Raw genomic sequence first — 14,969 nt, forward strand, 5'->3', positions numbered from 1 at the left:
GTGCTATTGCCACCCCAATGTGGCTTAGCTTTAAAGCGCATTTGTGCAATTTTGGGCATAGGTTCTCTGCCAATGGGATATGCGTTAGCGGGTAATTTGAGCTTTAACTTTGCGGGTGAAATTTGGTTAACGGTAGCAAAGTTCACTTGGTTTTGGTTATATCAAGGCTTATGGTTTACGTTACCAGTGCTTGTGAGTATTTATTATTTGATAAAAAGCCGAACCATGAAACGCTCGGCTAATAATCACTAAGTGTACCGTTAAAGTGGGCTGGTACTGAGTTGATAACCATTTTTATCAATGGTTAATACAGAACATTGCTCATACCAATCACCGACTACAAACCGTTTTTGCAGATTGGCCAAAGTATGTACTTTAGGTCGATGGGTATGCCCATGGATTAACCACTGTACTTGGTACTGTTGCAGTTTATCGGTCACAGCTTGGGGAGTCACATCCATCACTTCATAGGTCTTACCCTGATTCGCGGCTTTTGAATTGGCGCGGATATTGGCAGCAATACGTCGACGAATCATTTTGGGTAAAGCATTGTAAATAGCACGGGCCCAAGCTTGGTTCCTAAAACGACGAAACTTTTGATAAGCCTCATCTAAGGTACAAAGGCTATCGCCATGCAGTACGACCGCTTTATTGCCAAACAGATCAATGGTTTGATCTTCTTCAAGCAAAGTCATGCCTGATAATTCAGCATAGCGTTTACCTAGCATAAAATCCCGATTACCATGGGTGAAGTAGATAGGGAACTGAGTGCTTAACTTTTTAAGTTTATTGGCTAATTCAAGGGCGAAAGGTTCTGCAATGTCATCACCAATCCATACCTCGAACAAGTCACCCATAATGAACAGGGCTTCAATTTCTTCAAGGTTAGCTAAAAAACGATCAAAGGCTGAGTTAATGTCAGGGCGATCCGCACTTAAGTGCAGATCCCCAATAAAGACAACTTTACCTTTGTTAAAAGATAAATTAAGCAATGGTTGCCTTCTCAATAATCACTGGCTCTAGCGGTACATCTTGGTGCATACCGTGGTTGCCCGTGTCTACAGCTTTAATTTTTTCTACTACTTCCATGCCTTCAACCACTTCTGCAAACACGCAGTAACCCCAACCGTGAAGATTTTCGCCGGTGTGGTTTAGGAAACCATTGTCTTTTACGTTAATAAAGAACTGGGCAGTGGCTGAGTGAGGATCTTGAGTACGAGCCATTGCTAACGTACCGACCTTGTTGCTCAAACCATTGTTGGCTTCGTTCTTAATTGGAGCTTGAGGTTTCTTTTGTTCCATTTCAGCAGTGAAACCGCCACCTTGGATCATAAAGCCATCAATGACGCGGTGGAAAATTGTACCGTCGTAGAAACCACTTTTTACATAGTTTTCAAAGTTTTCACAGGTCACTGGTGCCGCTTCGTGGTTCAGTTTAACTTTAATGTCGCCAAAATTTGTGGTTAAAGTAATCATACTTTGTACTCGCAGTTAATAAATTCAATTAAAATCCGCTTAAGTTTAACGGAATTGGCTTTGTGCTTAAAGTAGAGTGTTAAATACATTTGCTAAGTGCTAGAATTAGCGCCAATAAACCTATATTCATCGTGTATGAGGAAGAATTAACCGATGTTGCAAATCTACAACACACTTTCAAGACAAAAAGAAGTATTTAAGCCTATTGAAGACAATAAAGTAGGCATGTATGTGTGTGGGATCACCATCTATGATTTGTGTCACATTGGTCACGCTCGTACCTATATCAGTTTTGATATGGTGGCTCGTTATCTGCGTTACTTAGGTTATGACTTAACGTATGTGCGAAATATCACCGACATTGACGATAAAATCATTAAACGCGCCAACGAGCGTGGCATTAGCTCTAAGGAATTAACCGAAGAGCTAACGGTAGAAATGCACAAAGATTTTGATGCGTTAAACCTAATTCGCCCGGACATCGAGCCAAAAGCAACTGAGCACATTCAAGAAATCATTGATATGGTTGAAACCTTGATCGCTAAAGAGCACGCCTATGTGGGTGACAATGGTGATGTGATGTTCTCGGTAGAAAGCTTTAATGAGTACGGCCGTTTATCTGGTCAAGACTTAGAGCAACTGCAAGCGGGTTCTCGGGTAGCGGTAGAAATGGCCAAGCGTAATGCAGCAGATTTCGTGCTTTGGAAAATGAGTAAACCAGGTGAACCAGCATGGCCATCACCATGGGGTGAGGGTCGCCCTGGTTGGCACATTGAGTGTTCGGCGATGAACGTGAAGCACCTAGGCGAGCATTTTGACATACATGGTGGTGGTTCAGATCTTAAGTTCCCACACCATGAAAACGAAATTGCCCAGTCGTGCTGTGCCAATGAAAAAGATTACGTAAACACCTGGATGCACACGGGCATGGTAATGGTTGATAAAGAAAAAATGTCTAAGTCATTAGGCAATTTCTTTACCGTACGTGACGTGTTAGAGCACTTTGACCCAGAAACCGTACGCTATTTCTTATTATCTTCTAACTATCGTTCACAACTGAACTATTCAGAAGATAACTTGAAACAAGCCCGTGCCTCGCTTGAGCGTTTATACACGTCATTGCGTGACTTAGACACCAGCGTAGCAGCGGCAGAATCCGCGGAATTTGTTGAGCGCTTTAACAAAGCCATGAACGATGATTTCAATACCCCAGAAGCTTATTCAACGCTGTTTGATATGGCCCGCGAAGTTAATCGCTTAAAAGAAGCGGATATCACTGCGGCCAGCGCTTTAGGCAACAAGCTTAAGCAACTGGCGGAAATTCTAGGTATTTTACAGCAACAACCACAAGCCTTCTTACAAGGTGGTGCAGGTCAGGGTAACGATGATGAAGTGGCTGAAATTGAAGCATTAATCGTTATGCGTAACCAAGCCCGTGCCGATAAAAACTGGCCTGCTGCGGACGAAGCTCGTGACAAGCTCAATGCCCTAGGCATTGTCCTAGAAGATAAAGACGGCAAAACAACCTGGCGCCGCGCTTAATAAATTAAGTTGCTAAAACATATTGAAAAAAGCTCACTTTAAAGTGAGCTTTTTTTATGCAAAGAATAAAGCTTAAAGGATCTAAAGTTCAGGGGGTGAGCATGTATAAACTTTATATTGGAAATAAAAACTACTCTTCTTGGTCATTTCGGCCGTGGCTATTAATGAAAACCTTAGGTATAGAATTTGAAGAAGTATTGGTGCCGTTTGCCGGAAGCAATACCGCCGCTCAATTCAAAGCATTTAGTCCAAGTTCTCTGGTCCCATGTTTACATGATTATAAAGTCGTGGTGAACGATTCCCTTGCGATTATTGAGTACTTAGCGGAAGAGTACCAACAAGTTTGGCCGCAAGAAAAACGCACAAGGGCATGGGCTAGAAGTGCTTGCGCACAAATGCACTCTGGTTTTTTTGAAATAAGAAATCAGTGCCCAATGAATTGTGGTATTACTTTTAAACTCAATGATATTTCTGCAGCGTTAGCTGCTGATATTGAGAAAGTACAGGCATTGCTAGAATATGGTTTGCAGCAATTCGGTGGACCTTTTCTTGCGGGCAATCACTTCACTGCCGTTGATGCCTTCTATGCACCAGTATTATCCAGGTTTAAAACTTATCAAATAGAGTTAAGTCCAATTCTAAAAGCATACTCAGACAAGATAGAAAGCTTAGTGAGTTGGCAAACTTGGTATCAACAAGCCATAGCGGAAACCTTCAGGGATGACCCCCATGAGGCAGAATTAGCGACATTAGGTACGATTATTGAGGACCGTCGTGCAATAGTTGAGCAGTCGGCTGGCTGAATGTAAATTTATACTTTACAGATAAGCCCTATATCCGTATTATTCAACCCGCTTCGGAGAGATGGCTGAGTGGTTGAAAGCACCGGTCTTGAAAACCGGCATAGGTTAATAGCCTATCTAGGGTTCAAATCCCTATCTCTCCGCCACATAAGAAAAACCCGCTACTTGTTAGCGGGTTTTTTGGTATTAACCTGAGGTTAATAGCAGCTCTTTATCTTGAGGGTTCAAATCCCTATCTCTTTGCCACATAAGAAAAACCCGCTACTTGTTAGCGGGTTTTTTGGTATTAACCTGAGGTTAATCGCGCCCTTTATCTTGAGGGTTCAAATCCCTATCTCTTTGCCACATAAGAGAAACCCGCTACTTGTTAGCGGGTTTTTTCGTATTAACCTGAGGTTAATCGCGCCCTTTATCTTGAGGGTTCAAATCCCTATCTCTTTGCCACATAAGAGAAACCCGCTACTTGTTAGCGGGTTTTTGGTATTAACCTGAGGTTAATAGCAGCTCTTTATCTTGAGGGTTCAAATCCCTATCTCTTTGCCACATAAGAGAAACCAGCTACTTGTTAGCGGGTTTTTTGGTATTAACCTGAGGTTAATAGCAGCTCTTTATCTTGAGGGTTCAAATCCCTATCTCTTTGCCACATTAAAGCCCGCTCAATCGAGCGGGTTTTTGGGTATTAACCTGAGGTTAATAGCAGCTCTTTATGCTGAGGGTTCAAACCCCTATCTCTTTGCCACAATTAAGCCCGCTCAATCGAGCTGGTTTTTTGGTATTAACCTGAGGTTAATAGCAGCTCTTTATGCTGAGGGTTCAAATCCCTATCTCTTTGCCACATAAGAAAAACCCGCTACTTGTTAGCGGGTTTTTTGGTATTAACCTGAGGTTAATCGCGCCCTTTATCTTGAGGGTTCAAATCCCTATCTCTGCCAAATATAGAAAGGCTGACTAATCAAATAGTTTTTTAATAACTACAGGTTAATTGCGCCTGCAGTCGTTCGCTGTTCTTGCTGTCTAATTGATGTCGCTTAATCATTATTGAGTTTACAGAGTTAATGTTGTTTATTTCTGCTGTTAACGGCCACAGTGACAGGCTTCATGGTGTTGTTTGTCTGATTTATCAGCTATGAAAACTATTTTTGTGCTGCATATCTTATTTTGAAGTGCTACATTGTATTTCAAGAAGTCCAAGAGCTTCGTGATATAAAAAATGAGGGTATCTGGTGATTAATGTACTAGTAGTAGATGATCATGACATTGTTCGTAGCGGTATCAGTCGATTGATTAGTGATGAAAAAGGTCTCAAAGTCCATGGCGAATGTAGTAGTGGTGAAGACGCTGTGGCTTGGTGCCGTAAAAATGATGTAGATGTCATTTTAATGGATATGACAATGCCTGGCATTGGTGGCCTGGAAGCGACTCGTAAAATCGTGCGAATAAACCCAGACGTAAAAATTATTGTATTGACCGCTTATGCCGAGCAACCAATCCCTAAGCGAGTCATGCAAGCAGGTGCTTTTGGTTTTCTTACTAAAGATTCTGCCCCGACCGATGTACTTAAAGCAATAAGGCAAGTAGCGGCAGGGCAACGTTTCTTGTCTCCTGAAGTGGCGCAAGCGATGGCAATGGGAGCCTTGGGTGATACTTCAGATAATCCATTCGATGAGCTTTCGGAACGTGAGCTACAAATCACTATGATGATCATAAACGGTGAAAAAGCCACAGATATGGCAGAAAAGCTTAATCTGAGCCCCAAAACAGTCAATAGTTATCGATATCGAATCTTCGATAAGATTAAAGTGACAGGTGACGTTGAGCTGACATTAGCGGCAATTCGACATGGGATCTTAGATAAATCTAGGATTTAATTTGAGCCAGTTCGATTCGAAAGAATTTTTAAAGCACTGCACTTCTCAAGCTGGGGTATACCGCATGTATAACCAGTCAGAGGAGGTGATCTATGTAGGAAAGGCGAAAAATCTCAAGAAACGCCTAAGTACATATTTTCAAAAAACCCAGCAGCACCCCAAGACCCTCGCATTAGTTGCTAATATCCATCATATCGATGTAACCGTTGTTCATAGTGAAACGGATGCATTGATCCTAGAAAATGATTACATTAAGCAATACATGCCGAAATATAATGTATTGCTTAGGGACGATAAGTCTTATCCTTATATATTTTTAAGTGATCATAAACACCCAAGGTTAGCCTATCACCGTGGTGCTAAGCGTCTGAAAGGTCAGTATTTTGGGCCTTATCCTAATGGCGGTGCGGTAAAGGATTCGTTACACCTTCTGCAAAAGCTATTTCCAATACGGCAGTGCCAAGACAGCTATTATCGAGCACGATCTCGCCCTTGTCTGCAGTACCAAATTGGCCGCTGTTCAGGTCCCTGTGTCGATAAAATTTCAGAGTATGACTACCAGCAGCAAGTGAATTTGGTGCGTCTATTTTTGAAAGGTCGAAACGATGAAGTGATCCATGCGCTTATCGATAAAATGGAGCAGGCGGCGAATAAATTTGAGTATGAGCAAGCTGCCGTTTATCGCGACCAAATCGAATCACTACGCAAAGTATCTGAGCAACAGGAAGTCAGTAAGGCAAGGGGAGATCTGGACGTGATAGGCATCGCCTACCAAGGTGGGATGGCCTGTTTTCATTTACTTAGTATCCGTCAGGGTAAAATTAATGGCTCTCGCAGTTATTTCCCTAAGGTGCCTTCTAATACTGAGCTTGATGAAGTGCTATCGAGCTTTATGCTGCAGTTCTATCTCAATACCGAACAGCGAATCGACTTACCATCTGAAATCATTGTGGCTGAAACATTTGAAGCCGCCCATCCCTTAGCCCAAGTTCTTAAAGATCAGGGGCATAATATTCAACTGCGGTTTGCTAAGGACATTCGTGGCGATAGGGCTAAATTTTTGGGGTTAGCTCAAACCAATGCGCAAACCGCTTTAGACTCAAGGATGGCTCATAAAGCAAATATAGAGCAGAGATATCAGTTACTTGAAGAAGTACTTAACTTTGAAGGTAGCATCCAGCATATGGAGTGCTTTGATATTTCACACACCATGGGTGAGGCCACTGTTGCGTCTTGTGTGGTGTTTGACCGCAGTGGTCCTAAATCGAGCAATTACCGCAGATTTAATATTAAAGGGATCACCCCTGGGGATGATTATGCTGCGATGGCACAGGTCATTGAGCGTAGAATAAAAGCGCTTAATTCTGGTCAAGTGAAACCCGATATTATGTTTATTGACGGTGGTTTAGGCCAACTTAAAGCTGCCGAAGCGATTGTTGATAAGCATTTAGAAGATCCGCAAATGCGCCCTTTATTAATTGGTGTTGCCAAAGGGGAAGGGCGTAAAGCTGGTTTGGAAACGTTAATCATGGGTGGCAGCCACGACAGGGTTAATCTGGACAGCCATAGTAGTGCTTTGCATTTAATTCAGCATATTAGGGATGAATCCCATCGATTTGCGATTGCTGGTCATAGAGGCCAACGTCAGAAAAAACGCATGACCTCGACACTTGAAGGTATCCCAGGAATTGGCCCTAAAAAGCGTAAAGCGTTGATTCAAAACTTAGGCGGGATCCAAGGGGTCAAGGCCGCAAGTGTTGCAGAATTGACCAAAGTCCCTGGGATCAGTAAAGATTTAGCACAATTATTGTTTGATTCATTGCGAGACAGTTAGTTTTCAGGCAAGATCCAGCTAGCCCAATGTTATTTTTGGATTTTTATGATTATCAATGTACCAATAGCCTTAACTTTATTTAGGCTTTTACTTATTCCAATTTTTATTGCCTTCTTTTACCTTCCAGTTTCTTGGAATTTTTGGGCAGCAGCTTTTATCTATATGTTGGCTTCGTTCACCGACTTACTTGACGGTTATTTAGCTCGAAAATGGAACCAATCAACCCCTTTTGGAGCGTTTTTAGATCCCGTGGCAGATAAATTAATGGTGGGTGTTGCCCTGGTTATGATCAGTGAATACTACCAAGATCCATGGGTAACCGTTCCTGCTATAATCATGATTTCGAGGGAAGTTCTGATTTCAGCACTACGAGAATGGATGGCACAGCTGGGTAAAACCGCTACCGTAAAAGTGTCCATGATGGGAAAATACAAGACAGCAGCGCAAATGATGGCGATAACAGGTCTTGTTTGGCAGGCCTGTGATGAAATGTATTATTTGGCGATGGCGATGTATTTAGTGGCGACAGTTCTCACGGTTTGGTCGATGGTCACTTATATTCGAGCAGCGTGGCCTAGTTTCTCAACATCGAAATAGCCAATTAGTTTGAATAGTGCGCAAACAGACAAAACTTATGGAATTAAGCTTGACTGTTAACGTCAACTCCGTAAAATGCACCTCGTTCTCAAGCAACGCTTGAAACTAAGGCGCTATGGCAGAATGGCTATGCTGCGGATTGCAAATCCGTCGATCTCGGTTCGACTCCGGGTGGCGCCTCCACAATTTAAAGAATTAGTGTGCCCGGGTGGTGAAATTGGTAGACACAAGGGATTTAAAATCCCTCGCGGGTTTCCGCGTGCCGGTTCAAGTCCGGCCCTGGGCACCATCATTCAAAACAACAAAGCCTGCTTTTCAGCAGGCTTTGTTGTTTTTAGCTGCATTGACTAGGCTTAGCTAAATAACTTCTAAAGGTTCATCATGTCTAAATTTTTCTATAAAGGTAAAATCGAGAAAAAACCTAAGCACGAAAGCTACGGTTTTAATACATCGAGAAAATTAAAAGCAGGCACAGCGGAAGCCCCTTTAACACTAGTAGTAAAAGATGAAGAAGAGCTGGCACAAGTGCAAGCCCAGTTAGCTGAACATCAGCTAGTGGCTGACATCAGTGTTTCTGAAGATGGTTCGACTAACCTGCAAGAGCTTGAACATTTGCTGGCCAAGCCAAAAACGGTATCGGTTGAGGCTACCCCAAACCGTAATGATCCCTGCTCCTGTGGCAGTGGAAAAAAATACAAAAAGTGTTGTGGTTAACTTCCAAGCCTTTCTTATTAATGCCCACTTTATGTGGGCATTTTTGTATCTGGCCTATGCATAGCTAATAGAGTTCGCAAGCTTAAGAACTCCAATATGGAGTTGGCATATGAAATACTTGTCGAAACTAACTAAAGAGATAAGAATATGAAAGCCTTATTTTTAATGGTATTAGGTGTTTTGGGAACATTGTATGCGGGAAGCATGATTATTGTGTATCTACATAGAACACAATTGATTACGCTTGGGGAATCAAACTATCAATTCGTTAACCAGGTGTTCTTCTACGGTACCGTCACCCTTATAATAGTTTTGTCGGTAGGCATGTTAATTTGGATGTGGGCTGGTATCTATGATGCAATAAATTGTAAATAATACTTCTTAGACATCCCGGTGTTGGGCGTAAAGTATTCAACTTAATTGTTTTTTAAGCACTTGATCCTAAATCATAAATTAATGCTTGCAAGGGCGGTGGGGATGGGTAAAATGCCCCTCGTTCTCAAGGGAAACTTTGAAAGCCAAGGCGCTATGGCAGAATGGCCATGCTGCGGATTGCAACCCCGTCGATCTCGGTTTGACTCCGGGTTGTGCCTCCACAATATACAGAATTAGTGTGCCCGGGTGGTGAAATTGGTAGACACAAGGGATTTAAAATCCCTCGCGGGTTTCCGCGTGCCGGTTCAAGTCCGGCCCTGGGCACCATCATTCAAAACAACAAAGCCCGTTACGAAAGTAACGGGCTTTGTTGTATGCGCGAAGCGCAGGTTCATGGGAGTCACTTAAAGGACTTCCTTAAGAAAGCTGGTTTCGCCCCGCTAGCACGTTGCTGCGCAACGGGATAAAAAGCTAGAACCCCTACTACTGATCACTGAAGACTGAAAAATATTCGACTTTCGACATCTCTATTTGCTTGTTTCTAATGCAAATTAATCGAAAAATAATCACTTAGAAAAGTTAAGGTCATTTTTTAGTTGCAGCTGAACTTCTGCCGTGTAAAATGCACCTCGTTCTCAAGCAACGCTTGAAACCAAGGCGCTATGGCAGAATGGCTATGCTGCGGATTGCAAATCCGTCGATCTCGGTTCGACTCCGGGTGGTGCCTCCACAATTTAAAGAATTAGTGTGCCCGGGTGGTGAAATTGGTAGACACAAGGGATTTAAAATCCCTCGCGGGTTTCCGCGTGCCGGTTCAAGTCCGGCCCTGGGCACCATCATTCAAAACAACAAAGCCTGCTTTATAGCAGGCTTTGTTGTTTTCAGAGCGGCTTCGCCTTCGAGGGTACTTAGTTACGAGAACTGGCTCCGCCCTCCGAGAACGCTGCTACGCAGCGCGAGTACAAGCAGAATACAGAACTTATTTGACGACCGAATACGGAAGACAGAATACTGAAAGAGCGTAATCCGTAATTATCGAGTCACGGAGTGACGTTATCGCAGGCGTAGCCGTTCTCGCTTCTGGTTTCGTTACTCTTCAAAACAACCTTTATCTCACCGTTTTCGTGTGAAATAGAAATGGCTAAATTGAGTTGTGTACACAAACGTTCCACAATCGATAAACCTAGGCCAAGGCCTCCACTGTCATCGCTTTTTACGCCCTTATTAAATAAATCATTAGGGTGTTGACTTGCCATGTTTTTAGTAGGGTTAGTGATGATTAACTCGGCTTCATCATTACTTATATCAATGTCGCCATCGCTGTGACTAAAAGCATTAGCAATAAGGTTATTAATAATTATCGACAGGGCTTTAGGGTTGCTTTGAAAGCTAAGTTCAGAAGAGACATTGAGCTGTAACTCCGGCTTTGCACGATTACTATCTAATAATTCATGGTGCTCAATCACGGCTTGTTCTATTAGGGGCAATAATTTTACCGTTTCTGTGTTGAATTCGCCCTCTCTAGCCAGGGTCAGTAACCCTTCAATACAATCATGCATCTGGCTATTGGCTTGATCGATTCTGGTAACCAATTGTTGTTGCTGTTCGCTCAGCTGAGTCTGTTTTAACAAACTGACAGCACCTTGATTAATGGCGACGGGCGTTCGAAGTTCGTGGGATACATCTCGGGTAAAGTCTTGCTCACGTTTAATAAATTTATCTAGGCGAGTCATGGTTTGGTCAAGTTTTTGTGCAAACAAACCCATTTCGTCGTTATCAAACTCCTTAGCAAACCCTTGTGGCAATGCGTTTTGATCCATACTATTTAATATTGAAGTTAGCTTATCTATAGGTTTAACTATGCGTCTGGCAATTCGCCAAGCAATAAAGCCTACTAGAAGTAAAATCACCACCAATACTTGCACTACCAAATAGGCAATACCTTGTTTGATTTGCCTAACAATTAAATAGTCACTGACTTCGGCAACTAAATATCCATTCTTTATTTCTAATAAGTGATAATGTTGGCTATTGTCGCCGGGGAACTCTATCCGTTGAGGCTCTTGTGCTAATAGCGTTAAAATGGGTTTAGGTAATTCACCTTTATTGGGGTAGTACTTAATGTAAGGGATGCCAGTAGTTGGTATTTGTCCTCTAACTAATTGAGATTCTACCTTTACTTTTTCGTCGTTAAGCTGCCTAGTAAACATGGCATCTTCCACATAATAACTCACTAGAAGGCCAATCATTACGAACACTAGGCTTACCGCTACCGAAATGGCAATAATATTAACTATGATTTTGTTACGTATCGTTGTGAACACTATGATTCCCCATTAATTTTTAAACCAAAACCAACCCCATGAATGGTTTTTATCACTTCCGAATTGAAGGGTTTATCAATGGCTTTGCGCAGTTGATATAAGTGCGATCTTAACGCGTCGGAATCGGTATTGTCCCCTTGCCAAATTTTATCTAGTAATTCGCTACGACTCACCGTACGCGGATGGGCATGCATGAGTATGCTAAAGATTTTAAAGGCGATAGGGGGCAAGCTTATTTCTTGCTTAGCCCTAAATACTTTATTGGCACTGATATCCAAAACCAGCTGGTTTTCGCCGCTACCATGGCAAAGTCGTGCGCTATTCTGGCTTTGTACCCGGGCAGCGATCACTTGAATGCGAACCAGTAATTCTTCTAGGGCAAAGGGTTTAGTCAAGTAGTCATCGGCGCCATAGCGAAAGCCCGTTAATTTATCATCGAGGCTGTCTCTGGCTGTAAGCATAATGATAGGAATATGCCTATTTGCTTGCTCCCTTATCATTTTGCAGGCGCTTAATCCATCCATCTTTGGCATGGTTAAATCAAGGACAATACAGTCGAAATGTTCAGAAAGTGCTAAGTCGCAGGCCATTTGGCCATCATAGGCAAAATCTAATTGCACATTGTGAGCATCCATAAACTCAGCAATATTCTTAGATAAACTGATATTGTCCTCAACGACAAGCAATTTAAGGGGCGTGTCTTTCACTAAAACCATCCATGTAATTGTTGTGGGTAACCATCAGGCAGAACATGGCCACCTTCAAACTGAATATGGCGTTTGTTGCCTGCTTTTAATAAATTAAATAGCGCTTGATTGTCCTTTATATCAGCATACTTATCATCATTGGCACTCACCAGCCAAATTTTATTGGCAGCGGCGTTTTTAAGGTAATTTTGAGGGGCAACCAAGGCCGTTTTATCATCTAAATGGGGCGGTACTATCGACAAAACCTGCGTTACCCTGTGATCGGCTGAGGCTAATAATAATGCCATGTGCCCGCCCATACTATAACCCGCTATTTTAACCTTATCTGCATTAAATTGAGGGTGTTGCTGCAGTAAATCTAATAGTACCCTATAGTCTTTCACCGTATTAATAATCATGTTTTCATAGGGTTGGCGTTTTCCCCATAAGTGCATGCCCCACATGATCTGCTTAATGGTAAGTTGAGGATCTTTACGCAAGCCATGGTTTCTGGCATCCATAGCTATCACAATATTACCGGCTTCTAATGCCATATTCGCAAGTGTGTGGGTTTGTTCTAGGGTTGGTCTATCTTTAAAGCTGTCACTAAACCAACGGTTATCACTGCGCCCCATGGCATGCAAACCAATAAATATGGGTAGTTCAGACTGTTTTTTGCTTGTCATTGGTAGTTTTATTCGGCCATTAACTTGGGCACCATCAAAACTACTAAAGGTAAAAGCATACTCATGATCACTCACTGAGGCAAAGTCCAATTCAGAATTAACTTCTTGATACTCAAAAGTATACTTAAGTTGCTGCTCAGTTAGTTGATAGCTTTTTAAACCAAACAACATATACCATAGTAATGCTAAGGTTGAAGTGGCTAACACTAAGCCTAAGGTAATCTTTTTCCACATACTCTGACTCCTATAGAGTAGCTAACAAGGTTTTTAAATCTTGGCTGTCAGGATGTTGTTTTATAGATGCAGCTAATACCGCTTTAGCTGTGTCTTTATTATTTAACGCAAGGTATGCCTTAGCGATGGCGGCATCCAGTTTTGGATGATTAATTAGGCTTTGTGTTTGCAGCATTAATTCTAGGGCACTGTTTAGTTGATGCTGAGTAGTCGCATGCTGACTTTGGTATAAACCAAACATTGCCATTAACATTGGCTCGTAATTGCTGGTGTTCGCTTTAAATTCTTGACTGGCCTTTGCTGGATTCACGATAAATTTCTCTATTAATAGTACGGTTTCATCGTCTTTAAAACGTAAATCACTAGCTAGGGTTAATCCAAGTTGCTTGGCCATCTCTTTAGCAGAATCTGCAGTAGAAAAAGGGTTTTGCCCAGTAATAATGCGGCCATCAATGCTTACCTGATTGAGCATTAAACCGTCTTGAACAAAGTTGGCACCTTGCTCACTCAAGCGGGTCTCTAATTCAAATGGCATGGTCCACGCTTTAGTAAATATGGATTCTTCTTCATTGGTAAAAGCGGAAATGCGCTTGCCATCCACAAGGTACTGACCATTTGTTAGTTTGACATCAAGCAATGCGGCAGGGCCATGACATACCGCGCCAATTACGCCATTGTTTTGGTAAACGCTGGCAATAATTTTTTTAAGATTACTGTCCTTGGCTAAATCAAACATAGGCCCTTTGCCACCTACAACATAAACTGCGTCGTAATCGGCGGGGTTGATGTCTGATAGCTTATAACTAGTCTCTAAGGCGGCTACGGCAGATGTATCTTCTAAAAAGGCTTGGTTGTATGCTTTGTTTTTATCGTACTTATCGGTGATTAATTTACCACCAAGTGGAGAGGCGAAAGTAATCTCCGCCCCGGCTTTATCAAGCACCAAATAGGACTTACTCATTTCATCGAACTCATAACCTGGCTGAACCAGCTTATCTCCCTGCATCTGGCCGTAACTACTAAGTACCATAAGTACTTTTGGTGCTTCATCAGCCATCGCGGTTGCATTAATTAAGCTTGATAATAGGGCGCCACTTACTAGTAAACCTTTTGAATTAGTCATGTCATATCTCCTTTGATGATCCCTTGTATTTGGGGTTGGAGATAAATTAACAGTGATGATGTGAAGAAAGTGTGAAGATTGGAGGGCTGAGCATTCGAGAACGCTGCTGCGCAGTTTGAATACAGATTACGGAAAACAGAATACTGAAAGACATCCGTAATCCGTAACCTCGAGTCACGAAGTGACGTTCTCGCAGGCGAAGCCATAATGCCCATGTACTTTAATACACCAAAGGCACCACCTACGAATACTACTACACCCATTACGCCGCCAGCAGACTAAAAGCCGCTGTAGAACCACTGTAAAAAGCCAATTAGGGTGGTTGGGTTTGATTCAAGCTGACGGTAGCTTTCAGGATCAATCACGGTTTTACCATCAACTACAGTGCGGGCAAACTCACCTGCAGGAATAAAGTAAGTCGCAATTCCTGCAATAGCAACCATGATCACCAACGAGAAAAATGGGTGGTTTGGCGCTTTAGCGGTTTTCACTGCAGCTTGAGTCATAGGCTCTCCAATATGCCTTTATTCGATTTTAAAAGGCGTTCACTAATTCACTAATTCACTAAGCCGCGAATTATAAAGGTTTACCAGCTTCCATTAACTTTTGTTGGTGAACTATCAAGTAGGGTTTACAAAAAATTTACATGCGTGTGATGTTGATAACAGTTTTCAATTAGGATAATGTTTATATGTTTCAGAAAATAT

14 protein-coding genes and 7 tRNA genes are annotated in these 14,969 nt (G+C 42.2%); 14 read left to right on the forward strand and 7 right to left on the reverse strand.

What is annotated here, in order from left to right:
• Nucleotides 1–72 precede the first annotated feature (72 nt).
• Nucleotides 73–252, forward strand: a complete 180-nt coding sequence (locus GFB48_RS03540; RefSeq protein ID WP_163931223.1) for a hypothetical protein — start codon at nucleotides 73–75, stop codon at nucleotides 250–252.
• Between the two features lie 8 nt (nucleotides 253–260).
• On the opposite strand, the gene GFB48_RS03545 is transcribed toward GFB48_RS03540, so the two are convergent.
• Complete coding sequence (locus GFB48_RS03545; protein WP_163931226.1) at nucleotides 261–992, reverse strand: UDP-2,3-diacylglucosamine diphosphatase; 732 nt, start codon at nucleotides 990–992, stop codon at nucleotides 261–263.
• On the reverse strand, nucleotides 985–1,476 hold the full coding sequence (locus GFB48_RS03550) for a peptidylprolyl isomerase (protein WP_163931229.1): 492 nt from the start codon (nucleotides 1,474–1,476) through the stop codon (nucleotides 985–987). Before GFB48_RS03550 ends, GFB48_RS03545 begins: the two co-directional genes overlap by 8 nt.
• A 153-nt stretch (nucleotides 1,477–1,629) precedes the next feature.
• On the opposite strand from GFB48_RS03550, the gene cysS reads away from it, so the two are divergent.
• The 13 genes from cysS (at nucleotide 1,630) to GFB48_RS03615 (ending at nucleotide 10,045) form a co-directional block, all read left to right on the forward strand.
• Nucleotides 1,630–3,018, forward strand: a complete 1,389-nt coding sequence (gene cysS / locus GFB48_RS03555; protein ID WP_163931232.1) for a cysteine--tRNA ligase — start codon at nucleotides 1,630–1,632, stop codon at nucleotides 3,016–3,018.
• A 101-nt stretch (nucleotides 3,019–3,119) separates the two neighbouring features.
• Nucleotides 3,120–3,821 (forward strand): glutathione S-transferase family protein, encoded by a 702-nt coding sequence (locus GFB48_RS03560; protein ID WP_163931235.1) that lies wholly within the window; start codon nucleotides 3,120–3,122, stop codon nucleotides 3,819–3,821.
• A gap of 55 nt (nucleotides 3,822–3,876) precedes the next feature.
• A tRNA-Ser gene (locus GFB48_RS03565) sits at nucleotides 3,877–3,967 on the forward strand.
• Nucleotides 3,968–5,044: 1,077 nt separating this feature from the next.
• A complete protein-coding gene (uvrY, locus tag GFB48_RS03570; RefSeq protein WP_163931238.1) occupies nucleotides 5,045–5,689 on the forward strand; it encodes a UvrY/SirA/GacA family response regulator transcription factor in 645 nt (214 codons plus the stop codon).
• Between the two features lies 1 nt (nucleotide 5,690).
• On the forward strand, nucleotides 5,691–7,523 hold the full coding sequence (gene uvrC, locus GFB48_RS03575) for an excinuclease ABC subunit UvrC (protein WP_163931242.1): 1,833 nt from the start codon (nucleotides 5,691–5,693) through the stop codon (nucleotides 7,521–7,523).
• A 45-nt stretch (nucleotides 7,524–7,568) separates the two neighbouring features.
• On the forward strand, nucleotides 7,569–8,120 hold the full coding sequence (pgsA, locus tag GFB48_RS03580; protein WP_163931245.1) for a CDP-diacylglycerol--glycerol-3-phosphate 3-phosphatidyltransferase: 552 nt from the start codon (nucleotides 7,569–7,571) through the stop codon (nucleotides 8,118–8,120).
• Nucleotides 8,121–8,229: 109 nt separating this feature from the next.
• Nucleotides 8,230–8,303 (forward strand) — tRNA-Cys (locus tag GFB48_RS03585).
• A 19-nt stretch (nucleotides 8,304–8,322) separates the two neighbouring features.
• Nucleotides 8,323–8,409, forward strand: a tRNA-Leu gene (locus GFB48_RS03590).
• Between the two features lie 89 nt (nucleotides 8,410–8,498).
• Nucleotides 8,499–8,834: a PBPRA1643 family SWIM/SEC-C metal-binding motif protein gene (locus GFB48_RS03595; protein WP_205597675.1), complete on the forward strand. Its 336-nt coding sequence runs from the start codon at nucleotides 8,499–8,501 to the stop codon at nucleotides 8,832–8,834.
• Between the two features lie 522 nt (nucleotides 8,835–9,356).
• A tRNA-Cys gene (locus GFB48_RS03600) sits at nucleotides 9,357–9,430 on the forward strand.
• A gap of 19 nt (nucleotides 9,431–9,449) precedes the next feature.
• Nucleotides 9,450–9,536, forward strand: a tRNA-Leu gene (locus GFB48_RS03605).
• A gap of 329 nt (nucleotides 9,537–9,865) precedes the next feature.
• Nucleotides 9,866–9,939 (forward strand) — tRNA-Cys (locus tag GFB48_RS03610).
• 19 nt (nucleotides 9,940–9,958) lie between these two features.
• Nucleotides 9,959–10,045, forward strand: a tRNA-Leu gene (locus GFB48_RS03615).
• A gap of 204 nt (nucleotides 10,046–10,249) precedes the next feature.
• Here GFB48_RS03615 and GFB48_RS03620 read toward each other — a convergent pair.
• The 5 genes from GFB48_RS03620 to GFB48_RS03640 all read right to left on the reverse strand — a co-directional run bounded on the left by GFB48_RS03620 (nucleotide 10,250) and on the right by GFB48_RS03640 (nucleotide 14,768).
• Nucleotides 10,250–11,533 (reverse strand): HAMP domain-containing sensor histidine kinase, encoded by a 1,284-nt coding sequence (locus tag GFB48_RS03620; protein ID WP_163931251.1) that lies wholly within the window; start codon nucleotides 11,531–11,533, stop codon nucleotides 10,250–10,252.
• A complete protein-coding gene (locus tag GFB48_RS03625; RefSeq protein WP_163931253.1) occupies nucleotides 11,533–12,249 on the reverse strand; it encodes a response regulator transcription factor in 717 nt (238 codons plus the stop codon). The genes GFB48_RS03620 and GFB48_RS03625 overlap by 1 nt, the downstream gene beginning before the upstream one ends.
• Nucleotides 12,240–13,139, reverse strand: a complete 900-nt coding sequence (locus GFB48_RS03630) for an alpha/beta hydrolase (RefSeq protein WP_163931256.1) — start codon at nucleotides 13,137–13,139, stop codon at nucleotides 12,240–12,242. The genes GFB48_RS03625 and GFB48_RS03630 overlap by 10 nt, the downstream gene beginning before the upstream one ends.
• A 10-nt stretch (nucleotides 13,140–13,149) precedes the next feature.
• Complete coding sequence (locus GFB48_RS03635) at nucleotides 13,150–14,262, reverse strand: DJ-1/PfpI family protein (RefSeq protein ID WP_163931258.1); 1,113 nt, start codon at nucleotides 14,260–14,262, stop codon at nucleotides 13,150–13,152.
• A gap of 278 nt (nucleotides 14,263–14,540) precedes the next feature.
• Complete coding sequence (locus GFB48_RS03640) at nucleotides 14,541–14,768, reverse strand: hypothetical protein (RefSeq protein ID WP_205597673.1); 228 nt, start codon at nucleotides 14,766–14,768, stop codon at nucleotides 14,541–14,543.
• Nucleotides 14,769–14,969 lie beyond the last annotated feature (201 nt).

Source organism: Paraferrimonas sp. SM1919 (assembly GCF_010993985.1).
In the GTDB taxonomy this organism is placed as follows: domain Bacteria; phylum Pseudomonadota; class Gammaproteobacteria; order Enterobacterales; family Shewanellaceae; genus SM1919.